The 25,696-nt window shown below is 44.1% G+C and carries 21 protein-coding genes; 9 read left to right on the forward strand and 12 right to left on the reverse strand.

The window, feature by feature from the left end:
- Window positions 1-100: 100 nt before the first annotated feature.
- Entirely contained in the window at window positions 101-1,660 is a 1,560-nt protein-coding gene (locus DN068_RS08495; RefSeq protein ID WP_110998482.1) for a GH3 family domain-containing protein, read from the forward strand.
- A 159-nt stretch (window positions 1,661-1,819) separates the two neighbouring features.
- Entirely contained in the window at window positions 1,820-3,415 is a 1,596-nt protein-coding gene (locus DN068_RS08500; RefSeq protein ID WP_110998483.1) for a Na+/H+ antiporter, read from the forward strand.
- A gap of 137 nt (window positions 3,416-3,552) precedes the next feature.
- Here the strand turns inward: DN068_RS08500 and DN068_RS08505 are convergent, their stop codons facing one another.
- The 8 genes from DN068_RS08505 to DN068_RS08540 form a co-directional block, all read right to left on the reverse strand.
- Entirely contained in the window at window positions 3,553-4,221 is a 669-nt protein-coding gene (locus tag DN068_RS08505) for an FAD-binding oxidoreductase (protein WP_110998484.1), read from the reverse strand.
- Window positions 4,222-4,319: 98 nt separating this feature from the next.
- Window positions 4,320-5,333 carry a bifunctional heptose 7-phosphate kinase/heptose 1-phosphate adenyltransferase gene (locus DN068_RS08510; RefSeq protein WP_110998485.1) on the reverse strand — a complete coding sequence of 338 codons (1,014 nt, stop codon included), beginning with the start codon at window positions 5,331-5,333 and terminating at the stop codon, window positions 4,320-4,322.
- 20 nt (window positions 5,334-5,353) lie between these two features.
- Window positions 5,354-6,790, reverse strand: a complete 1,437-nt coding sequence (locus tag DN068_RS08515; protein WP_207798880.1) for an APC family permease — start codon at window positions 6,788-6,790, stop codon at window positions 5,354-5,356.
- Between the two features lie 31 nt (window positions 6,791-6,821).
- Complete coding sequence (locus tag DN068_RS08520) at window positions 6,822-7,454, reverse strand: OmpH family outer membrane protein (protein WP_110998487.1); 633 nt, start codon at window positions 7,452-7,454, stop codon at window positions 6,822-6,824.
- A 234-nt stretch (window positions 7,455-7,688) separates the two neighbouring features.
- Window positions 7,689-8,510 carry an energy transducer TonB gene (locus DN068_RS08525; protein WP_110998488.1) on the reverse strand — a complete coding sequence of 274 codons (822 nt, stop codon included), beginning with the start codon at window positions 8,508-8,510 and terminating at the stop codon, window positions 7,689-7,691.
- Window positions 8,511-8,570: 60 nt separating this feature from the next.
- On the reverse strand, window positions 8,571-9,164 hold the full coding sequence (locus tag DN068_RS08530) for an ExbD/TolR family protein (RefSeq protein ID WP_110998489.1): 594 nt from the start codon (window positions 9,162-9,164) through the stop codon (window positions 8,571-8,573).
- Between the two features lie 34 nt (window positions 9,165-9,198).
- Window positions 9,199-9,861: an ExbD/TolR family protein gene (locus DN068_RS08535; RefSeq protein WP_110998490.1), complete on the reverse strand. Its 663-nt coding sequence runs from the start codon at window positions 9,859-9,861 to the stop codon at window positions 9,199-9,201.
- Window positions 9,862-9,963: 102 nt separating this feature from the next.
- Window positions 9,964-10,806, reverse strand: coding sequence for a MotA/TolQ/ExbB proton channel family protein (locus tag DN068_RS08540; protein ID WP_110998491.1), 843 nt, complete (start codon window positions 10,804-10,806; stop codon window positions 9,964-9,966).
- Between the two features lie 283 nt (window positions 10,807-11,089).
- Here DN068_RS08540 and DN068_RS08545 point away from each other — a divergent pair, with 283 nt between their 5' ends.
- The 4 genes from DN068_RS08545 to DN068_RS08560 all read left to right on the forward strand — a co-directional run bounded on the left by DN068_RS08545 (window position 11,090) and on the right by DN068_RS08560 (window position 15,414).
- Window positions 11,090-11,647 carry an inorganic diphosphatase gene (locus DN068_RS08545; protein ID WP_110998492.1) on the forward strand — a complete coding sequence of 186 codons (558 nt, stop codon included), beginning with the start codon at window positions 11,090-11,092 and terminating at the stop codon, window positions 11,645-11,647.
- Between the two features lie 104 nt (window positions 11,648-11,751).
- A complete protein-coding gene (asnS, locus tag DN068_RS08550) occupies window positions 11,752-13,182 on the forward strand; it encodes an asparagine--tRNA ligase (protein WP_110998493.1) in 1,431 nt (476 codons plus the stop codon).
- Window positions 13,183-13,381: 199 nt separating this feature from the next.
- On the forward strand, window positions 13,382-14,266 hold the full coding sequence (locus DN068_RS08555; RefSeq protein ID WP_110998494.1) for a helix-hairpin-helix domain-containing protein: 885 nt from the start codon (window positions 13,382-13,384) through the stop codon (window positions 14,264-14,266).
- 8 nt (window positions 14,267-14,274) lie between these two features.
- Window positions 14,275-15,414: an acyl-CoA dehydrogenase family protein gene (locus tag DN068_RS08560; RefSeq protein WP_110998495.1), complete on the forward strand. Its 1,140-nt coding sequence runs from the start codon at window positions 14,275-14,277 to the stop codon at window positions 15,412-15,414.
- A 221-nt stretch (window positions 15,415-15,635) separates the two neighbouring features.
- On the opposite strand, the gene DN068_RS08565 is transcribed toward DN068_RS08560, so the two are convergent.
- The 3 genes from DN068_RS08565 to DN068_RS08580 form a co-directional block, all read right to left on the reverse strand.
- Window positions 15,636-16,085, reverse strand: coding sequence for a hypothetical protein (locus tag DN068_RS08565; RefSeq protein ID WP_110998496.1), 450 nt, complete (start codon window positions 16,083-16,085; stop codon window positions 15,636-15,638).
- A gap of 102 nt (window positions 16,086-16,187) precedes the next feature.
- Window positions 16,188-18,707, reverse strand: coding sequence for a zinc-dependent metalloprotease (locus tag DN068_RS08570; protein WP_110998497.1), 2,520 nt, complete (start codon window positions 18,705-18,707; stop codon window positions 16,188-16,190).
- 548 nt (window positions 18,708-19,255) lie between these two features.
- Window positions 19,256-20,095: a transketolase gene (locus tag DN068_RS08580; protein WP_110998499.1), complete on the reverse strand. Its 840-nt coding sequence runs from the start codon at window positions 20,093-20,095 to the stop codon at window positions 19,256-19,258.
- A gap of 244 nt (window positions 20,096-20,339) precedes the next feature.
- On the opposite strand from DN068_RS08580, the gene mutY reads away from it, so the two are divergent.
- From mutY to gldE, 3 genes are all read left to right on the forward strand, one after another.
- Window positions 20,340-21,416, forward strand: coding sequence for an A/G-specific adenine glycosylase (mutY, locus tag DN068_RS08585; RefSeq protein ID WP_110998500.1), 1,077 nt, complete (start codon window positions 20,340-20,342; stop codon window positions 21,414-21,416).
- Between the two features lie 68 nt (window positions 21,417-21,484).
- Window positions 21,485-21,922 carry a single-stranded DNA-binding protein gene (locus DN068_RS08590; protein ID WP_243630169.1) on the forward strand — a complete coding sequence of 146 codons (438 nt, stop codon included), beginning with the start codon at window positions 21,485-21,487 and terminating at the stop codon, window positions 21,920-21,922.
- A gap of 93 nt (window positions 21,923-22,015) precedes the next feature.
- On the forward strand, window positions 22,016-23,371 hold the full coding sequence (gene gldE / locus DN068_RS08595; RefSeq protein WP_243630171.1) for a gliding motility-associated protein GldE: 1,356 nt from the start codon (window positions 22,016-22,018) through the stop codon (window positions 23,369-23,371).
- Between the two features lie 1,152 nt (window positions 23,372-24,523).
- Here gldE and DN068_RS08615 read toward each other — a convergent pair.
- Window positions 24,524-25,678: a T9SS type A sorting domain-containing protein gene (locus DN068_RS08615; RefSeq protein ID WP_110998505.1), complete on the reverse strand. Its 1,155-nt coding sequence runs from the start codon at window positions 25,676-25,678 to the stop codon at window positions 24,524-24,526.
- Window positions 25,679-25,696 lie beyond the last annotated feature (18 nt).

Here is a 25,696-nt window from a genome sequence, read left to right on the forward strand (position 1 = left end):
AAGAAATCATACCAAATCACAAATTGTCAATTGATAAAACTATTTTTGCGGCGTCATTCCGATGATATATTATCAATTCATTTAATCTGCAGGTATATAAATGGCTTTGTTAGGTAATCTTATAGCTCGTTCGTTAAGACTCAGGAAAAAATTTAACCCGCCGGTGGCTGCACCGCGGATATACCAACGCCATGTACTGCGCCATTTGCTGGAACGCGGACAATACACTGCTTTTGGAAAACATTACGGCTTTAATAAAATCCTCAGTGAACAGGTTGATTTTGTGACGGCGTTCCGTAACAATGTACCGGTGCATACCTATAACGAAATGTTTAAACAATGGTGGTACCGTTGTCTCAACAATGAAGAAAATGTAACCTGGCCGGGAAAAGTAAAATACTTCGCGCTCAGCTCCGGCACCTCAGAATCTGCCAGCAAACACATTCCTGTAACGCAGGACATGATCAAATCGATCAAAAAAGTAGGCTTTAAGCAACTTTACAGCATGACCAATTTCGACATTCCGTCGAAAGCTTTCGAAAAAGGCGTGCTCATGCTTGGCGGTACAACCAGCTTATTTGAGCGTGGCGAATATTACGAAGGGGACATGAGCGGCATCAGTGCTAAAAACATGCCTCGCTGGATGTCGTCGCTTTTTTACAAACCAGGACAAAAAATCTCTAAACGCCAGAATTGGGAAGAACGTATCAAACTGATCGTTCGCAAGGCGCCGCAATGGGACGTGGGCACTGTTTGTGGTGTGCCTGCCTGGGTGCAGATCGTTTTTGAACAAATCATCAAATACCATGGCGTAAATAATATCCACGATATCTGGCCAAACCTCTCCGTGTACATTCACGGTGGTGTTTCGTTTGAACCATACAGAGAAAGTTTCAAGAAACTATTGGGCAAGCCGATCCAGTTTATTGAGACTTATATGGCGTCTGAAGGTTCGTTTGGCTTCCAGGCCAAACCTGGCCGCCAGGGCATTAAGCTAGTCTTGAATAATGGCATATTCTACGAATTCGTTCCATTCAATGCTGAAAACTTCGACGAAGACGGTAATCCTCGCCCGAATCCGAAAGCTTACATGATCGATGAAGTGAACGAAAATACCGATTATGCGGTCATGCTGAGCACCTGCTCCGGCGCCTGGCGCTATATTATCGGCGATGTGGTTCGTTTTACAGATGCAGCCGAAGGGGAAATTATCATCGTAGGCCGTACCAAACAGTTCTTAAGCCTGTGTGGGGAACACCTTTCTGTAGATAACATGAACAAGGCGATTGATACCGCTTCTAAAAAACTGGGCATTACCATTCGCGAATTCACAGTTGCAGGTTTTTCTTACGAAAACCTATTTGCGCACCGCTGGTATATTGGCGTAGATGAAGGTGCGCAAACGGATGCAGTGGCACTGAAGAAAATCATTGACGAAACGCTTTCTGAAGTCAACGACGACTACGCCGTAGAACGCACATCTGCCTTGAAAGAAGTATTTGTCGAAGTACTGCCAAGTCATGTATTCTATGATTACATGCGCTCAATCGGTAAAGAAGGGGCGATGAATAAATTTCCACGTGTATTGAAAAACGTGCAGCTTCAAGGCTGGGAAGATTACCTCTCTAAAAACAATATTAAAACAGCGTCAAAAGCATAATTGCAATCGATAGCTGACTTCCTGATAACGGATATACAAAACGGTCGGACGACACCAGGTCGTCTGACCGTTTTCTCTTTATAGCGTATTGAAACGGGTAGCATTTCTCCTTCCTCGGATGAGTTAAGAGTAGGCAGGCTTTTTTTCCTATCTTTCGGTATGCTGCAGGACAAAATCCTTCTCATCATTTCATTGCTTTTAGGAGTATCGATGCTTTCCATGCTGAGTGCGAAGTTTCGGATCTCCTATCCTATTTTTCTCGTTGTAGCCGGTCTGCTCATCAGTTTTGTACCCGCTGTTCCAGACATAGTGTTGGAACCAGACCTCGTATTCCTGATCTTTTTGCCTCCATTGCTTTATGAAGCCGCCTGGAATACCCCCTGGAAAGAGTTCTGGCGACAGAAGCGGCCCATTGCACTGATGGGCTTCGGTCTTGTGATTGTATCCGCCTGCGGCATAGCGTTATTTGCCAATTATCTATTGCCTGAATTTACGCTGGCGTTAGGCTTTTTACTAGGTGGAATTATATCTCCACCCGATGCCGTTGCGGCTACGAGTATCATGCACGGATTGAAAGTGCCCAAACGCACTAATATCATTCTGGAAGGCGAAAGCCTCGTCAATGATGCTGCGAGTTTGATCATATTCCGTGTGGCGCTGGCCGCCATTCTTACCGGACAATTCGCGTTGGTAAAAGCAGAAACGGATTTTCTCGTTGTCGGCGTAATGGGTATTGTAATCGGCCTCGCTATCGCGCACATCGTTTATGCCATTCATCGATTTTTACCCACCACGCCTAGCATTGACACTGCCATTAGTTTAATCACACCTTACCTCATGTACATCGCCGCAGAACATTTTCATTACTCGGGTGTACTTGCGGTGGTAAGCGGTGGACTATTTCTTTCGTTCCGGTCGCAGGATTTTTTCTCTTACAATTCGCGTCTGCAAACTTCCAATGTTTGGGACACAATTGTTTTTATGCTAAACGGCGTTGTATTTATCCTCATAGGGCTGCAGCTGAAAACAATTGTAAACGGTCTGGAAGATTACTCGCTGGGGCAAGCTATCGGTTATGGTTTGCTGATCAGTTTATTCATGATCATGATCCGCATTACTTGGGTATTTCCAGGTGCTTACCTGCCGAGATTACTGAGCAAAAAAATCAGAACGACAGAACCTGATCCTGGTTGGAAAAACGTGTTTATTATCGGTTGGAGTGGTATGCGTGGTGTGGTTTCACTGGCGACAGCATTAGCCATTCCAATGACGCTTGCCGATGGTATTACACCATTTCCGCATCGTAATCTCATTCTCTTTATAAGTTTCGTAGTAATTCTTGTAACACTGGTATTTCAGGGCCTAAGCCTGCCATTACTTATTCGCCTGCTAAAAATTGAAGTGGTAGAAAACGAGGATGCGCAGGAACTGGCAATTCGTATTTGTCTGGCGGAAGCTTCGCTCGATTATATGGACACAAATTATAAAGAACTAGCCGACAACGATGCTTATATCCGCGTGCGTGAACGCTATGCCCGAATGATCGAAATCGCCAACCAGCGTCAGGCCAATACCGAAGCCGCTCAGTCCTCCGCATCATTTTTACCACGCTATCGCGAAATGTTACTGGGCGTTGTTTCTACAAAACGGGCAGCATTAGCTAAGATGAGAAAAGATGCCTCCTATCCGGAAGAGCTCATCCGCAAACGCGAACAAGAACTCGATCTGGAAGAAGCGCGGTTAAACAAAAAATAGGTTCGTCAATGGTGAATGGTCAGTGGTGAATACCCGTGTCGTAGGGCCGCCGTGAGAAAAACTTGTGCGCCTTCGCGTGAAAAACTAAAAAATGTGCGAAGTACTCCCGCCGAAACGCCCCTTCAGGCGCTGGGGGTTCATTTTTCAAAAATCAGATACTCAGGATTAGCACCTAAATCAACCAGCATTGCATTAATATCCTCAACAAATTTGTCGGGTCCGCAGAGATAAAAATTGCGGCTAAAGTCCCGGATATTTTCCACAAGGAAATCACGACTGATACGGCGTTCATCGAAACCAATCAGATTTTCTCTGGTGAGCAAACTCATATAATTGTTGCCAAGCATTTTTCGCAGTTCTTCGTCCAGAATTACATCTTCCGCATATTTATTAGAGAAAATAAGTGCATTCCCTTCAATCTGATTATTTAGCGAAAGCTGCCTCAGGATAGCAATAAAAGGAGTGATACCTGCGCCTCCGGCAATAAAAATACCAGGACCTTTATATTGAATTGCACCAAATGGCTGATGAATGATCAGCTCGGCACCGGCATTCGTTTTTCCTAACTGATGCGTCACCCCATTACGATCCGGATAGATTTTGATGGTAAACTCCAGATGATCCCAAACATTCAGGGACGTAAAAGTGAACGGCCTTAACTGGTCTTTCCACTCCGGCACATTAATTGCCACGTCTGTCGCCTGACCGGGATTAAATACATAGCCCTGCGGCTTTTCTACTACAAATTGTTTTACATCGTGTGTGATGTAGTGCGTCTCCAGAATCTTAACGATATAAGAGCTCATGATGAGGTGTTTTATCTATAACAAATATACCAATTCGTACTCATACAAAACCGGCCGGAGCAAACGCATCCGGCCGGTTTAACAAATGTTTTTTCTATTTACTTTAAAGCCTCAGACAATGTCAAAAGCCTTTCAGTTTCTGCCAGCAGCAGATCTTTATCGATCGGCACTACCCCAACCTGCTCACAAACCAGGCCACCGGCAATGTTAGAAATAGCAGTCATCAGATGGGCATCTTTAGTCAGTGCGTACACCAGAGAAGCCGTTGCAATCACTGTATCACCCGCGCCCGATACATCTGCGATATTGCGCAAGTGCGCCGGGATAATCTTGCTTTCTGTTTCGTTGTTATAAAACACTCCTTTTTCCGAAAGCGTAATGAAGGTGATATCGTGATGTAAAATTGATTTCAGCTTTTCATGTGCTGCAACCAACTCTTCACTGTTTACCTGAGCGATAGACAAATGGAGCCCTTCACGGACTTCCTTCAGATTTGGTTTGAAAATGGAAACATTTTTATACGCCAGGAAATTTTTCTTCTTTGGATCAACCGCAGTAACAATACCGATTTCACGGCAATGATCTGTAATGCGCTTGATCACGTTTTCCTTCAGCAGACCTTTGTTATAATCTTCGAAAATGAGTACCTGCGGTTTTTCCCGCTGCAAAAAACGTAACACCAGATCGATAAACGGATGCTCTTCTTCTGTGTACAAATCTTCACTCACTTCTTCATCCAATCGCATCATTTGCTGATTACGACTGATCACGCGTGTTTTTGTAGTTGTCAAACGCTGACTGCTATGCATGATGAGCCGCGTATCAATACCCGCGTCGTTTGCCAGCGCTTCCAGCATTTTACCTTCGTTATCGTCTCCAACAATACTTGCCAGCGTCACCTTCGCACCCAGAGCCTGGCAGTTCAGTGCTACATTCGCTGCACCACCCAACCGACTCTCTCTACGCTTCAGCGTAACCACTGGCACAGGCGCTTCTGGAGAAATACGCTCTACATCGCCCCACCAGTAATTATCCAACATCACATCGCCTACTACCACTACATGCATATCCTGCATGCCGTCAAATATCTTCTTTAAGTCCAAACTACCCATATACTCCTTTTTATTTTTGCTTATGCTTTCGGCGTCTCTGCATTTTGCCTGCGATTGAGCCAGTAATAAACCGGAATGCCTAGCAACACGATAATCAAGCCCGGCCATGTATATTCAGGTTTATTCAGCAGCAAGATCACACAGATCGAAGACGCAAGCGCAATATAGATCACAGGAATCACCGGAAATCCAAAAGCCTTGTAAGGACGCGGATGATCCGGAGCTTTTTTGCGCAGCACAAAGATACCGGCAATAGTCAGTATGTAAAAAAGCAATACCGTAAAAATGATGAAATCAAGCAGGTTTCCATATGTTCCGCTCAGGCAAAGCAACGACGCCCAGATACATTGCATCCACAATGCAACTGCAGGCACACCGTTTTTATTGAGTTTTTTCGCTGCGGGCAAAAACAAACCATCATTAGCCATCGTGTAATAAACGCGTGCACCGGAAAGAATCAAGCCGTTATTACAACCAAAAGTGGCGATCATAATCATCACCGCAATCATCCAGGTACCCGAACTGCCAAATATCTTCAGCGCGGCAGCCAGTGCGACACGGTCAGACGGAGCGTGTGCAATCTCACCGATGGAAAGCGTATTGAGATACATCAGATTCATCGACACATAAATAACAGTCACCACCAGCGTACCGATAAACAGGCTCAAACCAATGTTGCGCTCTGGTTTTTTTATTTCTGCTGCAATGAACGTAACATTATTCCAGGCATCGCTGGAAAACAATGCGCCCACCATTGCAACGCCAATAGCAATAATCAACTGATTAGTGTCGAGCGTCGCATGTGTAATGATACCGCCGTTCATTTTGTCCTGAATCCTCATCGCCATCCACGGACTCATCCAGTTTTCATGCCACATAGAGCCGCCTTTTACAGCGAGAAAACCGAAAATAATCAGCGCGGCCATAGCGCCGATTTTCGCAAAAGTGAAAAAGAAACCAATCCACTTACCATTTTTTACCCCCGTAGAATTGATCCAGGTGAGCAGCGTAATCATCGCTATAGCCAGCAATTGCGCAGCTGTTATATGAAATTTGCCTATTTCGAGCAGCACATTATTTTCTCCAAGACTCGGCACAATATAGCCGGTGAATTTAGCGAAAGCTACGCCTACTGCGGCGATCGTACCCGTTTGAATCACCCCGAAGAATGACCAGCCATACAAAAAACCATACAGCTTACCATAAGCTTCGCGCAAATAAACATATTGCCCGCCGGCTTGCGGATACATGCCACTCAGCTCACCATAGCTCAATGCTGCGGAAAGCGTAATAAAACCGGACAGCAGCCATACGAAAACGAGCCAGCCTGCGCTACCGACAGTACGGGAAATATCAGCACTTACAATGAAAATGCCCGACCCGATCATAGAACCGATAACGAGCAGGGCACCATCTAATAATGTAAGCGAACGGTGAAACGAAGATTTGTTTTCCAAATGCAAACAGATTTAATGCAGAAAATACGAATTATTTTTTGCTGGTAGAATCGCTTTTAGCATCTTTCTTACCATGCATTTCGTTCATGCCTCTAATTACGTCTTCCGTAATGTCCAGACGTTTATCTGCATACATGATCACATTACCTTTTGAATAAGAAAGGATATAGTCATAACCTTTATCCTTATTATATTCAGTCAGAAAGCTATCCAGATTTTTTTGAATCTCTGTGTTGAAATTATCACGTTCTTTCAGCAATTGCTCTGTTACTGCCTGGCGGCGTGTTTCAAGGCTTTGCTGCATCTGCATCAGACGTTTCTGGGCAGCTTCCCCTTCAGCCTGCGTTAATGAACCAGCCTGCGCCTTTTGCTGCAACGCAACATAGTCATTCTGCATTTTCTGGGCGGAACCTTGCAATTCCGACTCAATGTTTGCCTGACGTTTATTAAAATCGTCTTTTTTATTTTTCAGGTATTCATAATGTGCTTCCAGCGTATCAATATTTACATATGCAATACGGCCGCCGTTAACTCCTGGTTTGCCATTTTCCATTGGCGGCGGCATATGTTTACCCATGTCTTTATTTCCGCTGAGACGGAGTGCAAAAAGAACGAGCACACCGATAAAGGCCAGCGTACTTAAAATAAGAGATGCGTTTTTCATTTAGTTGCGTTGATTACCTTTTAGTAAAAATAATGATAAGTGCAGCAAAAATAATAGCTTAATGTGTTCCTTGTATCTGTGTGGATTCTTAAACTTATGTTTAAAAAATTAAAAACTATTTTCTTTTGCTGTGAGCCTGCTGCCAGTAAGCGGCACAACTCGCCTTCATATAAGCAAAAATCCCGGTCGCTTCTTGCGACCGGGATTTTGTTTTATTGTTCGTTTAAAAAACTACTACTCTAAGCGGAAAGAAACCGGCAGTGTAAAGTAAACTTTTACGGCACGGCCGTTTTGTTTACCAGGCTTCCATTTAGGCATGCCTTTTACTACACGAATTGCTTCTTCATCGCAACCACCGCCGATACCGCGAAGTACTGTAGCGTCGGAGATATCACCGTCCTCGTTTACTACGAAACGAACAGTAACACGACCTTCGATACCTGATTCACGAGCTTGTTCCGGATAACGGATGTGATTACCGAGGTATTCCATCATTTTATCCTGACCACCCGGGAATTCTGGCATTTGTTCTACGAACTGGAAGATTTGTGGTGGTGGCGGCGGAGCTTCTACAGCACCGTTACCTGGATTCGGGTTATCTACGATACCCGGATCAATACCATTCACATCGCCTGCTTTCGTTTCCACGCCTGCAGCCGCGTCTTTCAATTCTTTTACCTCAGCTGGTTTTTCGTTTTCTTTTACTTCCTCATCTTTTTTGATTACAGGAGGAGTAAACTGAACGGTTGGCTTAGCCGGTGGTGGTGGCTCAGCCGGTGCTGGTGGTGGTGGTGGTTTTTTCGGATCGATTGGCGGCGGCTCAGCAAGTGTCACTTCTTTCATGATAGCGACAGTTTTTTTCTCCTCTTTATGCGGCAATAAAGCAGCAATTGTAGGATAAGCGATAGCCAACGCAACGGCACCAATTACGATGAAGGTAGCCTTGCGCATACGATCCGGATATTTTTTGCGCAACTCGTAGCCTCCGTAATTTTTATTACGGCCCTCGAACAGGATGTCGAGGTAGTCGGATTTGAGAATTTTATTAATATCCATTTTAAGAATGCCTTTTGTTAAATAAGACGCGATTCCGGCGGGATTTCATAAGACAAAAACCTATTGAATTCCGTTAGCCTGTTCCGTCTTCGTAATGAATTCTTTATCAACCGGAGTGATATCAACGATTGCGTAAACTTTTACATCGTTGATGCTCATTTCATCAAGAATGTTTACGAGATCGTCATACGTGCTATTATCATCAGGTTTGATCAGGAAAGTAGCTTTATCGGTAGCAGTCAGCAAACCCTGACGTTGCATCTCCTCTACTTTCTGTTTTTTCTTGATGATCGCATCACGGATGCCATCTTTATTTTTAAAATATGTCACCTGCAGTTGTGGCGGATTCGTAGGGTCGCTACCAATACCTTCATAGTAATAAACACGGTGGTCTTTACTAAGCAGGATGGTCATGGCCGTACTCTCCTTTACCTTACTTTGCTTATCAGGTGGAATATTTTCGTCTTTGTAGGGCATGTTGATCTCCATAGTCTTAGGCTTGGCCATCGTTGTTGTATACATGAAGAATGTAATCAACAGGAAGCCCAAGTCCACCATCGGAGTCAGATCGACACGAGTGGAAAGTTTCTTTCCCTTCTTGACCCCAGGCCCTTTCTTATGTCCCCCGCTACTCGAGGTATCCATTTCTGCCATGGAACAAAGCTTTTATTTACTGTTAATAAACTTATTAAGATTCTTTTTTACCACCTTGCTGAAGCTCGTAAGCTGCAGTTCCCGGAGGTACGGCTTTGAGGTTGGTCAGCAGGTTGAACTTAAAGATCTTCCAGCCTTCCAGTGTATGAATCACTTTTTTAACCTCTGGATAAGTAGCACTTTCATCAGCCTTGATTACAATACGCAATTTCGGGTTGGTGTTACGCGCACTTCTGATCCATGCAGCCAGTTCATTCGCGTCAGAGTTTACTGTAGTGTCAGTAGGAACACCTGGAGCGCTTTGTTCAAATTGTTTCTGTTGATCCGGAGGAGCAGCAAGGAACGATTTGAGCTGATTGAACGGTAGACCGATTGAAGAACCGATGGCAAACATGTTTTTTTCCTGGTCAGTAAGGCCCAGTTTTTTGTACTCGTCGATATTTTCGATCAGCGATTTACGCATGTTCTTGTTATCGATAGAGAAGAAAACACGGCCTTTCGGATCTACAGTAATCATCATGATGTCATTGTCCGGCAATGGGATTTCCGAGATCGATGATGGTGTTTTTACAACTACCGGTTCATCTGGTTTAAACTTAGTTGCCAACATGAAGAACGTCAGCAACAGGAAAGCCACGTCACACATCGCCGTCATGTCGATGTTCGTGCTTTTCCTAGGCAGTTTTAATTTAGGCATCGTTATGTTTTTCTACACTGTTTAACTAATAAGATTCAGCATCTCTCTTTTTCCACAAATCAATCTCACATTTAACAAACAGGAATTGCTACCTGTTTACGATTACTTATAGTTAGCAGCGAAACTTTGAGTCAACGTGAAACCGCTTTCGTCAATACCGAAAGTGACACCATCGATGATAGTTGTATAGAAGTTGTACGCGATGATAGCGATGAATGAAGTACCGATACCGAGCATGGTATTGATCAGGGCTTCAGAGATACCAGCAGCGAGAGATGCAGCATCAGGAGCACCTGCAGTTGCCATCGCAGAGAATGATGCGATCATACCACGTACTGTACCGAACAGACCCAGGAGGGTAGCTGCAGAAGCGATCGTAGAAAGGAACACGAGGTTTTTTTCCAGCATTGGCAGTTCCAGTGCGGTTGCTTCTTCGATTTCTTTCTGGATGCTCAGTACTTTCTGATCAGTATCGAGATCAGTGTTGTTGATCATTTCACGGTATTTAACCAGACCAGAACGCATAACGTTACCTACAGAGCCAGATTGCTTGTCGCATTCTGCCAGAGCTGCATCAACGTTTTTATTAGCGAGGTGGTATTGTACTTTACGTACGAATTCACCAGCTGGTACACGACCTTTTGCTTTGAAAATAGTAAGACCACGTTCAACGATAAAGCAGATCAGGGTGAGCAAAGTCGCCATGATGATTGGTACTACGAAACCACCCGAGTACATTGTACCTGCGAAGTTGGCTGGCTTGTGTTTTTCGGCGTCGTGGAAGTTACCTGCACTACCTAAAACGAAATTGAAAATGAGAACTGAAACAACAATACAAGCTGCTACTACCAGCAGGTTCGTCCAGAAGTTGTTTGAATTCTTTGGCTTTCCTACACTGTGACCTGTAGTAGACGGTTTTGCTGCGGCTGTTTTTACATCTGCCATAATTCTGATTTTTGTGTTTTTGTTTTTTTTGTTAAGTATTTAATCCAAACAGGTTTTTGTACGCTTGCAAAGATATAGGTACAGATCAAAAAAACAACTTTGAGTTTTTAAAAAAAAGCCAAAGTTATTTTTTTGTAAACTGCTTGTGCCATAAGGATTTCCGCTGTATGTAGACACGTAAAATTCATAGCCCTCGCTGTAAGTTATTGTTTTTTATATTAAACAGAAATACACCAATATTTAGTATAACCTACTACCTTTGCACGCAATAATTTACAGGAACATGACATTTAATCCTTGGCATTCAGTCAGCTACGGCGAAAACATCCCCGATAACGTCAACGCAATCATCGAGATACCGAAAGGTTCCCGTGCGAAATACGAGCTCGATAAAGAAACAGGAATGCTGAAACTGGACCGTGTGCTTTACTCATCAGTTTATTACCCAGCCAATTACGGCTTTATCCCGCGTACTTATTGCGATGATGGCGATCCGCTGGATATTCTCGTATTGTCTCAGATCGATATGCAACCGCTTTGCCTGGTAGAAGCTAAGATCATCGGTGTAATGCGCATGCTGGACCAAGGCGAAGCTGATGATAAGGTGATCGCTGTTTGCGCAAACGACATGAGCGTTGCCCACATCAATGATATCAGCGAACTGCCGCCACACTTTATCGAAGAGCTGCGTCATTTCTTCGAAGAGTACAAAAAACTCGAAAATAAAGTGGTGAAGATCGAAGAATTCCAGGGTGCACGTCTGGCTAAAAAGATCCTGCAGCACAGCATTAAGGATTACGAAACTAAGTTTGCTCAGAAACAAGAACTGATCAACGAATAGTCAATAAATAAATAATAACGTTTTTTGTACAAATGTGGCGCCTTCAGTTGCCACATTTGTACATTTACGGAATCTTAAACCACTAATTGCTTTATTAATTTTTTATGGCACGTACCAAAATCAAAGACATTCTTCGTAGCGAAGAACATGGGTACCCGGTAACAGTAAAAGGCTGGGTGCGATCTTTCCGCAACAATCAGTTTATAGCGCTTAATGATGGTTCTTCGCTGAATAATCTGCAAATCGTCATAGACCTGAATACTAATGAGGAGATCGTTAAAAATATTACCAATGGCGCGTCTTTGAGCATTAATGGTACTGTTGTGACCTCTCAGGGGAAAGGACAAAAAGTAGAGGTAAAAGCGGATACAGTAGAAATCCTCGGCACCTGCGACGGCGAAAAATTCCCGCTGCAACTGAAAAACCGTCCAAGTCTGGAATACCTGCGCGAAATTGCACACCTGCGTTTCCGTACCAATACTTTTGGCGCCGTTTTTCGCGTACGTCACAGCCTGGCATTCGCCATCCATCAGTTCTTCAATGATCGTGGATTTGTGTACCTGCATACGCCAATTGTTACAGCCAGCGACGCAGAAGGCGCCGGCGAAATGTTCCGCGTGACTACCCTGCCTTTTGACAATCCGCCACGCAACGAAGACGGCAGCATCAATTTTACAGAAGACTTCTTCGGACGCGCGACCAACCTGACCGTAAGCGGCCAGCTTGAAGGCGAACTGGGTGCTACTGCATTTGGCGAAGTGTACACTTTCGGGCCTACTTTCCGCGCAGAAAACTCCAACACGGCGCGTCACCTTGCTGAGTTCTGGATGATTGAACCGGAAGTTGCATTCAACGACCTTAACGATAACGCTGATCTCGCTGAAGAATTCATTCGTTATGTCATCAAATACGCTTTGGAGCATAACCGCGAAGACCTGGAGTTCCTCGCACAAAGACTGATTGACGAAGAAAAACAAAAGCCGCAGAATGAGCGCAGCGAAATGGGTCTGATCGAGAAGCTCGAATTTGTGATCAACAACAAATTTGAACGTGTCACGTATACCGAAGCTATCGATATCCTCTTAAACTCGCCGGCGTATAAAAAGAAAAAATTCCAGTACGATGTAAGCTGGGGCATTGATATGCAAAGCGAACATGAACGTTACCTGGTAGAAAAACATTTCAAGAAACCTGTAGTAGTTACGGACTACCCGAAAGACATCAAGGCGTTTTACATGCGTCAGAATGACGACGGTAAAACCGTAGCTGCGATGGATATTCTTGCTCCTGGCATCGGAGAAATCGTAGGTGGCTCACAAAGAGAAGAACGCCTCGACAAGCTGGAACAGCGCATGAATGAGATGCATATTCCAACAGAAGAAATGTACTGGTATCTCGACACACGCCGTTTCGGAACTGTACCGCACGCAGGCTTCGGTCTGGGTTTTGAACGTCTGGTGTTGTTTGTAACCGGCATGACTAATATCCGCGATGTAATCCCATTCCCTCGCACACCTAAGAACGCAGAGTTTTAATTTTTACCATATTTATAATAAGCAAAACGTCACGTACATCACGTGGCGTTTTTTTTATGTCCACGAAAATCTGGCACGAGATTTGAGCTAATAAAATATTCTGTTTTTTGTACGCATACCGTTGCTGCTCACAAATTGTTTGTGGGATTGAAACACCGGCCTATTCCTGGGCCGGTATTTAATTATTACCGGTTATCTGATGAAAAAAATATTTCTATCATATTTTTCTTTTACGCAGTCAGAACGTCGCGGGGCCAGCGTGCTGATAATTCTGCTATTGATTTTACAGGCCGTCTTTTTCACGATGAGTTTCATGACGGTTCCGTATGAGACTACTGCTGAAGAAGCGGAATGGCGGCTGGCGTGGGTAAAACGGCAAATGAACGAACGCGCTGAAGAAACAAAAAATGGAACAGTTCCCGATATGGCAACCCTATTCTCTTTTGATCCCAATACACTTGACAGCGCCGAATTCCGCAAACTCGGACTAAAAGAAAAAACGGTCCACCTCCTTCTGAACTGGCGACGCAAGGGAAAAGTCTTTTACAAAAAAGAGGACCTAAAACCGTTGTACACGCTGAGCGATGCGGACTATGAACGTATCGAGCCGTTTATCAAAATCAGCAACACAACAGGTGCTGAACATTTTTCATCCTATCCAACTTATAAGCGGGAACCCGAGCCTGCATTTCTAAATCTCAATTCGACAGACTCTGCCTCTTTGGTTAAGTTAAATGGCATCGGTCCCACGCTGGCACATAAAATCGTTGCCAGAAGGCAGGCATTGGGTGGCTTTATCAATTACGAACAACTATTAGAAATTTACCGTTTCCCCGATTCCACATTTCAACAGCTACAACAAAAGCTTCGTATTGACCCATCCGCCATAATTAAAATAAAATTAAATACATGTAGTATAGAACAATTAAAAGCACATCCTTATATAGGAGAAAAGGTCGGCAACAACATTATTTTATTGCGGAATGGCCTGGGACACTACGAAAATATTGAACAATTAAAGCAGGTGCCGTTGATGAATGCCGAAATTTATCGTAAAATTGCGCCTTATTTCATAGCAGAATAGCCTTTTTTATGGATTTTAAGTATACAGACACACAGGTGCAGATCGCTGAAATGGTTCGTGATTTTGCAAACAAGCACATTCGTCCTAAAATGATGGAATGGGATGAAGCGCAGAAATTCCCAATTGATCTCTTCCGCGAAATGGGTAAGCTTGGCCTGATGGGTGTATTGGTTCCAGCTGAATATGGTGGTTCCGGCCTTGGTTACTTTGAATACGTTACAGTAATCAGCGAAGTGGCAAAAGTTTGTGGTTCTATCGGTCTTTCCGTAGCAGCACACAACTCTCTTTGCACAGGTCACATCCTGTATTTTGGTAACGAGGAACAAAAGAAAAAATATCTTCCTAAACTGGCTACTGCCGAATGGATCGGCGCATGGGGCCTTACCGAAGCTAATACAGGCAGTGATGCAGGCAATATGCGTTGCACCGCTACCAAAGATGGTGACGAATGGGTTTTGAACGGTACTAAAAACTGGATTACGCACGGTATCAGCGGCGAAGTAGCTGTAGTACTGGCTCGTACTGGCGAACCCCGTGCTAAAAACAACGTAACTGCATTTATCGTAGAACGTGGCACTCCTGGTTTTTCTGCCGGCAAGAAAGAAAACAAACTGGGTATGCGTGCTTCCGAAACAGCTGAGCTGATCTTCGATAACTGCCGCATCTCTGACGCACAGCGTATGGGCGAAGTTGGCGAAGGTTTCCATCAGGCAATGAAAGTGCTGGACGGCGGTCGTATCTCTATCGCTGCATTGTCACTGGGTATCGCAAAAGGTGCTTACGACGCTGCACTGAAATATTCTAAAGAACGTCATCAATTTGATCAGCCAATTTCTAATTTCCAGGCAATCGCGTTTAAAATCGCTGACATGGCTACAAAAATTGAAGTAGCTGAAAACCTGATTTATCAAGCTGCTGACATGAAAAACCGTGGCGTGAAAATGACGAAAGAATCTGCAATGGCGAAAGCTTACGCTTCTGAAATCTGCGTGCAGATTGCTACAGACGGCGTACAGATTTTCGGTGGTTACGGTTATACAAAAGATTTCCCTGCAGAAAAATTCTACCGTGATTCTAAGCTGTGTACTATCGGTGAAGGAACTACGGAGATTCAAAAACTGGTCATCTCCCGCGATATTCTGAAATAGGGCCTCTTCCGAAAAGGATGAGCACTCCAAACGCGGGTGGGCAATCGTGAATGGTGAATGGTCAATAATTAGCGCGAGGCTTCGTATTTATCAAATTATTTTTAGCCCGAAAGCTATATAAATAAAGGGATGTTGCTCGCAACATCCCTTATTCGTTTTTTGAGGTTTCACATTTTAAGTATTAACCTACAACTTATAACCTATAACTTAAAACGTAGAACTTATCTCGTGAAAACCTCCCAGATTCCGGTAGTATCAGTTTCCTGCAGTACCGTGAGGTTGGTTTGGGTAAGATTGTGAATATTCAGGATCGACGTATCGTTTGGACCCTGGTTGGTAACAACAACGCGAAGCACCTGATCGTTATTAATGAATGCCCAATTACCTTTAAAGATAGTGGTATCAGCGTTGACCACTAAATTCAGCTGATAAGTATTGTCTGAATAAAAATTTACGTTGGCAGAGGTATTTATCGACGCTACCGGCACAGCTTCATTGCTGTCAACTACATTGTTTCCGTTCTTATCCGGCCCCATCTGCGCCATAGCCCATTGGCCATTTATCAGGATGTCCTTCCGCGACTGGGAGTCATCTGATTTTTTACAGGAAGTGGTGGAGAAAGCAGCGATCGCAAGCACAATGGCAGAGGCATTCAATATTCGTTTTTTCATAAGAAACCGAAAGCTATTTTATTAATGGGATGAATTTCGTTTGAAACAAAATAGTGCGTCAAAACTGAATATTCAACATTCTTCCATTATTTATTTGTGTCGCTATCCTTTCGGGTTTAAAGCAAGCTTGATACGTTCTGTAAGGTCTTGCAAATGGTATTTACTCATCTTATCAGACGTTGCCGGAATAGCAGTAAGCATTTGTGTACGCAGACTTACGAGCTGTGCTCTGGCCACTGATGAAACATCAGTATTTTTAATATTCGGTCCGGAAAGTGCTGCCATAATTGACGCCAGATCGGAAGACTGCGCCGGATTCATCAGGTTAATGAGATTGTCGATATATGCTTTCTGCAAATTACGACGGTATCCATCTATCGGTTTATGAGACATTAATTCAGCCCATATTCCTTTGCGCAGATCATCCGTCACTTCATCGAGATTGTAGGTATTAGCGGTTCCAAAGCGCGTGCTGCAAATAGTAATCCTGTATAGCCGGGCAGCCGACATCAGACTATTGAGTACCGAGATTTGCGTATTTCCAACTGCGTCGAGCGTTACTGGATTACTGAATTTATTGAGTACATTTTTATCGACCAGCCAGGTTGGTGTTTCGAAAAGCTGTTTATTTAAAAATGCTACCGCATCTTTCTGCATTGCTTTTGGCGTTGGTTCGTACACATCTCCGGTTTGCTCTACGCTTTTCGGCGTTTCATAAATACCACCTACATTTTTAAGCACATGGTACATGTAACGTCTGTATTGATCAGTCAGCGAGCTATACATATCTTCCAGATTGTCGTAGCGATCCGCCTCTTCTTTTGTCCATTCGTTCAGATGCAGCATGATGCGTTTCAGGTTTTTGATGCCGTATTCACTTGCACGCATGGCATTGTCACCAAGATCTTCCGTTTGCGAACGCGGGTCAAACGGATTTGTTTCTGTACCAAACCAAAGACGCGGGTTAGCTTTCAGACTATCGATAATCCATTTATTAACGATTTTCTTGTCGTCTTTTTCATTTGCAGCAAAACTTGCACTATACCCCCATTTGATTGCCCATTTATCATAATCGCCGACACGTGGGAACATGCCTTTATCGGTAATATTATCTTCTGGCTGCGCCACGTAATTGAAACGGGCATAGTCCATAATTGAAGCGGTATGACCATTGGCTTCCACCCAAGCTTTATTACGCAGATTTTCTACCGGGGTACGGCTGCTGCTGCCCATATTGTGCCGCAATCCCAGCGTATGGCCTACTTCGTGAGAGGAAACAAAACGGATCAATTGTCCCATCAGAGAATCGGGAAACTTCATTGCCCGGGCACGAACGTCTACCGCTGAAGCCTGAATCATATACCAGTCATGTACGAGCTTCATGACATTGTGATACCAGCCGATATGGCTTTCCAGAATTTCGCCGCTGCGTGGGTCGTGAATGTTCGGTCCGTAAGCATTTTCGATGTCGGATGCGAGATAACGGATCACAGAATACCGGGCATCTTCCAGATTCATCGTGGAATCTTTTTCCGGCCATTCTTTTGCCACGATCGCATTTTTGAAACCGGCTTTCTCAAAGGCAACCTGCCAGTCATTAACGCCTTGTATCAGGTAAGGACGCCATTGTTTCGGTGTCGCAGGATCAATGTAATAAACGATTGGCTTCTTTGGTTCCACCAGTTCACCACGTTTCCATTTTGCGATGTCTTCGTCTTTTGGCTCCAGACGCCAGCGAACAATAAAAATCTGGTTGTCTACTTTTTGCTGCTGATCATTAAACACCGTATAATCATCTGCGAAAAAGCCTACACGCGGATCAAACAAACGCTTTGCCATTGGCTGTTTCGGCAAAAGGATGAATGAATTATTCATTTCCAGCGTTACAACCCCAGTGGCATAGGCTGCAGGAAATGCCTTCACGCCGGGCACTGGTGTGGTGGATGGTGACGAACTAAATGTACGCACCGTTTTTACTTCAGTATTGATCGGGTAGCTGTGAATAGCATCGATATAAGAACGGTCGCTGAGCTGCGAACTAAGTCCAAAACGACGTTTGGTACCTGCACTCAGGCCAACCGGCTGATTGTCTCCTTTAAAGAAATCAGTTACATCGATCACGAGGGAATTGGAATCTTTGCCGAATGCTTTAATATCGAATGCAGCTACAATTGGATTCAGATTGGAATTGGTAACAGCTTTATAAATTTCGTTACTACTGTCCGCCACGCTGATGGTCGTAACCACACGCATGAATACATTTTTATTTGGGCCTTTCTCCCACTCTATTGTTTGCTGATTTTCCAGTTCACCAGCGTACACGCCAACACCACCAGCTATTTTACTATAACGGGTAGTCACAATCATTTCGCGGTTGAGCAGCGAGTCTGCAATTTCGAAGTACCATTTATCTTCTACTTTATGGACGGTGAAAAGCCCTTTCTGTGAAACCGCTTTTGACGTGATGACTTTACTGTATGGTTTTATGGAAGACTTAGCTGCTGCTGAATCTGCTGATTTAGCAGCGGCTGCGGCCGCCTGATCTTTTTTATTTTTCTTATGCTTTCCCATCGCCAGAGGCGTGAGCAATAGTAATGGAACAACGATCCATATTTTCTTCATACCGGTGTGTTGTGGCTTTTTTGCAGCGTATAAATGTAGCTCGTCCTTTTTGCTTGAACAAAAAGGACCAAAAATTCAAGGCTTTAGGGAAACTCCAGCTAAAATGAAAAGGCATTTCGCTGCAATTATTAAAGCTTACTATTGGGGCGGCATGCAATTCCGCGCAATTCTATTACCAATCGTAGCAATTCTGACAACCATCATAATTGCGGACGCTGTATGCATTTCATTTTTTAACGCCGTAGTTTCCTTAGGCCGGATGTGTTATGCAAGCTCAGCTATAGTCAAACACTAGCAAGTGACATAAGATAGCGTTCTGAAGCCTGGCAGCACAGTAGCATTTAAGCTAGATCGAGCTACCGTCGAAACCACGGAGTGAGCTGGTTTCGACTGCCTTTTTTTTGCTTACTTTTTTGGGCAAGCAAAAAAGTAAGAAGAAGCCCGAGAGGATTCCATCGCTGAGCAGAAAGCCTGCAGCTTTATCTGGGCATCAAACAAAAAAGGTTGCCTCAGTCGAGGCAACCTTTTCAAAAGTATTTGGAGGAAGATTAATAATCACCCAGTGTTTCCGGAAGTTGAGCCATTGCATCAGACAATTGGCCTTCGTTTGGCGCAATACCATGCCATTCGTGTGTGCCTTCCATGAAGCTGACACCTTTACCCATTACAGTAGTCATCAGGATACAAACAGGCTTGCCTTTGCCAGATGCTGCTTTTGCTTCAGCAAGACCTTTTACTACTTCAGCCATGTTATTACCGTCCATTTCAATCACATGCCAGTCGAAAGCAACAAACTTAGCTTTCAGATTACCCAGATTCATTACCTGGCTGGTAGGACCGTCAATCTGCTGACCGTTTACGTCAATCGTCATGATCAGATTGTCCAGTTTATGGTGTGCAGCAAACATGATTGCTTCCCAGTTCTGACCTTCCTGCAGTTCGCCGTCACCGTGCAGTGAATATACGATAGAGGCGTCGTTGTTCAATTTTTTTGTAACCGCTGCACCGCTCGCTACGCTCAATCCCTGACCTAGGGAACCAGAAGCGATACGTACGCCTGGCAAACCTTCATGGGTTGTAGGGTGACCTTGCAGACGGGTATTGATAAAACGGAATGTGTTCAGTTCGTTTACCGGGAAATATCCGGCGCGAGCCAAAACGCTGTAAAACACAGGAGAGATGTGTCCGTTTGACAGGAAGAAAAGATCTTCACCGATTCCGTCCATTTTAAAGTCCGGATTGTGTTTCATTGCCTCAAAGTACAGGGCAACCAGGAAATCTGTACAACCCAAAGAACCACCAGGGTGGCCGCTTTGTGATGCATATACCATTCTTACGATGTCACGGCGAACCTGTGTCGCGATTTGTTCCAGTTTTTGCAATTCCATTAGTGCAGCAAATTGTGGCGCAAAAGTAGGCAATAATCGGCTAAAATTAATGTGGGAATGTGTTTAATGTGGGAAATGTGCTCCGAATTTGACAATTCGGCAATTCGGCGATGCGACAATTCTCATGATTTGAAAACATATTCAATGCAAAAAATTGATTAGCACATTCATTAGATGAACACATTTACCACATTGGTCCACATTAGCACATTCCCCACATTTTTTAAGTTATTTTGCGGGTAAGATGAAGGGCGAAGCTGCTAAGAATAGTTTTTTTACTAAATCATTAATGAATTGGCATGAAAGGGATAACACCCGGGATCTGCCCTGGAAATCGGAAAAAGACCCTTATAAGATCTGGTTGTCGGAAATCATTTTGCAACAGACACGCGCTTTACAGGGATTACCTTATTATCTGAAATTTACAGAAGCTTTTCCTACTGTAAAAGATATGGCGGCATGCGCCGATGAACAAGCTTTTCGCCTGTGGCAAGGGCTCGGCTATTACAACCGCTGCAAAAATATGCTGGCCACGGCGCGTTTTATTACAGATGAGCTTGACGGTCATTTCCCTGATAAACATGAAGATATCCTGAAGCTAAAAGGCATTGGCCCGTATACCGCGGCAGCGATTGCGTCATTTGCGTTTGGTTTGCCACATGCTGTAGTAGACGGCAATGTGTACCGGGTACTTGCCCGCTATTTTGGAATTGAAACGCCTTTTGACACGACTGAGGGTAAAAAATTGTTTGCCGAAAAAGCGCAGTCTTTACTTAACACGTCTGACAGCGCCGGTTATAATCAGGCGATTATGGACCTGGGAGCAACTGTTTGTACACCACAAACCCCGAAATGTGGTGACTGTCCGTTGCAAAGGAATTGTACGGCTTTTCATGAAAACACCATTGCCCTGCTTCCTGTAAAAAGCAAAAAGACAGTAGTGGGCACACGCTTTTTCCATTATCTGCTTTTACAAACAGACGATCAGATCTGGATTAGAAAACGGACGGGGAAAGACATCTGGCAAAACCTGCATGAGCCATTTCTACTAGAATATTCGGAGGCCCTGAACTCCAACTCGCTGCAGGCATTAATGAACGAGAAAGGTCTTCATTTTTCTACCGAAAATATGGTTTATGAAGGCAACCTAAAACAAAGACTGACACACCTGCTCGTGGAGACTCGTTTTTTTGGTATAAAAATGAAAGCTCCCATAAAACTGCCTGATAATGATGGCACATGGGTTTCTGTTAAAGACCTAAAAAATATCGCTTTTCCCAAAACGCTTGTTTCTTTTTTTGAAAAAAAATTATACTTTTAAGATTAACAAGGTTATAATTTTTATTTAATTGAAAAATTGGAACTAATATGAGAGGTGTTAACCGAGTAATGTTGATAGGAAATTTAGGCCGGGACCCTGATCTCCAATACCTGGAAGGTAATATCGCGGTGGCAAAATTTCCACTCGCCACTACCGAAACTTTCAAGGACAAAAACGGAAATCTTGTTTCTCAAACAGAATGGCATACAGTAGTTCTATGGAGAGGTCTGGCGGAACTCGCGCAAAAATATCTGCATAAAGGAAGCCTTGTTTTTATTGAAGGTCGCTTGCGTACCCGCACCTGGGAAGACAAAGACAAAAACCGCCGCTTTAGCACGGAGATTGTCGGCGATAACTTGGTAATGCTGGACAAACGCAAAGAAAACGGTCCGAATGAGTTTCCGAGCACCGAAACGCCAACCACGGATCTCAGCTCTTATCAGTCTCCTGACCTCAATTATGATGCCGGTACACTCGGCGCAACCAAAGACGATTTACCTTTTTAATAAAGCGTTTTAAACTAATGAGAAGGGAAAGAATATTATTGGGTATTCTTTCCCTTTTTTATATTTTTGATCAATTCACCAAATCACTGGGCTTTGGAAAGTACATCTGAAGGAGAGACGATATTGAACCATATATTTCTGGATGCTGCACCCGCAGCGTTTTCCGTTTCTAACGTCACTATCCTCATTATCATTATCCTTATTCTTTTGTTGCTCACGGCCATTACTGCCGGCGCAGAGACAGCATATTTTTCGCTGAAAGCAAAGGATATCAACTATCTGAAGACCAAGGAACAACCAAGCGCACGCCAGGCAATTCAACTGCTGGAACAACCGAAGCAATTGCTGGCTACGATACTGGTTGCCAATAATTTCGTAAATATCGCTATCGTAATTACTACCAACCTCCTGGTGAGTCAACTCTTGCCACCGGATATTGGTCAGGTAATGTCTTTTGTGATCCAGATCATTGTTGTTACGTTTTTACTCGTGCTTTTCGGAGAAGTGTTACCGAAGGTATATGCTACGCAGAATAACATGCGTATGGCCCTGTTCGCCGCACCGGTACTGAAACTGCTGACCGGTCTCTTCAAACCAGTGAGCAATATGCTGGTTTCTTCTACCAATTTCATTGAGAAAAAGATCGGTTCGACACCTACAGCAAACCTAAGCAGTGAGGACTTTGAACATGCGATCGAAATCACAGTTGGCCATACCGCCACGCGCGAAGAGGTAAATATCTTTAAGGGCATCCTGAAATTCGGCAACATTACGGTTCGCCAGATCATGCGTACGCGTATGGATGTTTCGGGTATTCCTTATGACTATACATTTCCTCAGGTTCAGAAATATGCAATTGAGGTCGGATATTCGAGAATGCCGGTGTACAGGGAAAATCTTGACAAAGTTGCAGGGATGATCCATACAAAGGATTTTTTGCCGCATACGGAAGATGATGCGTTTGACTGGCACGCGCTAATTCGTCAGGCGTATTTTGTGCATGAAGGAAAGCTGATTGAGGATTTGCTGCATGAATTCCAACAGAAGCGTATTCACTTTGCAATTGTGGTAGATGAATTTGGCGGAACTTCCGGTATTGTGACGCTGGAAGATATCATGGAAGAAATTATCGGTGATATCAAAGATGAATTTGACGAAGAGGATGTAAACTTTAAGAAGATTGACGACTACAATTATATTTTCGAGGGTAAAACACTGATTAATGATGTGTGCCGTGTGATCGGCACTTCTTCGGAAACGTTTGAGAATGTGCGCGGGGAAAGTGATTCGCTGGCTGGTCTGATTCTGGAAATTTCGGGTAAGTTCCCGGCGGTAAATGAAACGATCAGCTTTGAGGAATATGATTTTACGGTTCTGGAAGTGGATAAGATGCGGATTACGAAAATCAAACTGACGATTAATGAGCCTTCAGAGATGGATGAGGAATAACTTAGAAAGTCAAAATTCAAAAGTCAAAAACTAAAAGTTGCGACGTTTTATAAATGATTGAGCTGCGGTGTGAACCGTGGCTTTTTTTATGTTGAGATCTTTAGGCGGTCAGGAGACTTCGCTTAACTTTTTTCTCACGGAGGCACAAAGGCACGGAGTGTATTTTTCTGAGGGTCATCATGAGGAAGAGGGACGACGACGTGATGATCTGATTTCGAGTTTGGTGTTCGGAGTCAACTTTTTTCTCGCGGAGGCACAAAGGCACGGAGCATATTTTTCTGAGGGGTCATCATGAGGAAGAGGGACGACGTCGTGATGATCTGATTTCGAGTTTGGTGTTCGGAGTCAACTTTTTCTCGCGGAGGCACAAAGGCACGGAGTATACTTTTCTGAGGGGTCATCATGAGGAGGAGGGACGACGTCGTGATGATCTGATTTCGAGTTTGGTGTTCGGAGCTCCGCTGTTGACGTTCGGAGCTCAAACGTTGGTGCTTTTTACTCCGATGTTGGCGCTTTTTACTCGGATGTTGAGGTTCAGACCTCGGACGTCGAGGCTTTTTACTCCGATGTTGGAGTTTTTTACTCGGATGTTGAGGTTCAGAACTCGGACGTTGAGTTTTTTTTACTCCGATGTTGGAGCTTTTTACTCGGCGCGAAATCAGGTTGCCACTTCGTCGTACCTCCTCATCGCAATGACCATGTTTTTATCTAACTGGTTAGGTGAAACTCGCAATGAACAATACCCGCGCGGGTCTTTCCGAGAAGGAACGACGTGGGAATCTGATTTCGGGGATTATGGAATTATAGGTGCGTTTGCTAAATAGCGGCGCTGACGATGAACGGAGCGCCGCAACGGTGTTTAAACGGAGTGATGGTGCTGGTGGCAAAAGTTGTTTTATAGTGCCAGATACACAATGTACTGACGTTAGTCTATTGCGTGTTATCGCCAGTCGGGAGACCGGCACGAACATTAGACACGCGTCGCCCTTCGGAAGACTCACGGCAGCAGTTCATCGGGCTTTAAGCCCTGAAAAAAGCAAGCTCCCGTACAAGAATGCACAGGAGCTTTATTACGAAACTCAAGGTTAATTTTTGAATGAGAAAGAGTAAGAGTGGATAACCTTAAGGAATAAGAGCCTCTTTAAATTATGTTTAATGAATAATAAACCGGGCAATATCTGTATTGGACTGCGCGCTCATCAGTTTTACGAAATACATACCGGCAGCAAGATCTGTTGTGCCAATTGTAATCTTACCACTATTATCCACATTTGATTTGGTGATAAGCTGGCCAACTGAATTGAAAACTGCCACTTGTCCGGCGATGTAACTATCGGAGAAAGCGACCGTCACATCTTCACCTTTTGATACCGCGGTAGGATACACTTTTACGAAATCGTTGTTGTCCTTTCCGGGATAAAAAGTCAGCGTGTTGGAATAAGTATAACTTCCATCGAGATCTACCATACGAAGGCGATAGTAAATACTATTGCTGATTACGGAACGGATGTCATCGTTCAGTGCATAATCAGATGTAGTTGTCTTTGTACCTGCGGCTGCTACTTTGCCTACTGAATTCCATTCGCGGGCATCTTCACTTCTGAGTACGTCAAAATAGCTGGTGTTCTTTTCATTGGCCGACTGCCATTTCAGGAAAACAGTTTTGTTGCTTAGCGTACCGCTGAAGTTGAGCAACGTGAGTCCTAAGGGCGCGGGATTGATCGCGATTGTGGACTGCAGGGCTACATTGCCGCTATTGACAGGCGCCAAAGAAGACGCGCTCTGATAAAAAACAGCAGCATTGTTGGTACGGTCTACCCCATCGATGGCAATACTGGTTGCCCACAATGGTGCGCCCGTATTATTGTTGATCTGGTTGTTGCCCCAGTCAGTCATGAGCACATCTGTGGGCGCTACACCTGAAGGCAATGTGATTGTAGCCAGCAGATAGTCTGTATTGGCCGCAAATGTAGTACCGGAAATATTCGGATTAGACGTGTAAGAAAACTCTGTATTCCACATATTACCGTTGGCAGTGCTGGTAACAGTTTGATGTGCAGCGGAGCCTAGGTACGTACTGTTTGAAGCAGCTCCCCAAAGTGCATCAGGATTGGGGAAAGTTTGAGGGATCTGGAGTACAAACGTAACATTGGAGATGCCTGTAGTGACAGGACCAATTGCTGCGGTTGTTCTGAAAAAAACCTGGAGTGTCGTAGGACTGATTTTAGCCATCGTAAACTGTGCAGTTTGCGCGCCACCGGTGAATGCGCCGGCAAGCAAGGCTAAAACGATTGCAACTTTTTTCATGAGAAGAAAATTTTGGCT

This window comes from Taibaiella soli (assembly GCF_003236175.1).
Lineage (GTDB): Bacteria > Bacteroidota > Bacteroidia > Chitinophagales > Chitinophagaceae > QKTW01.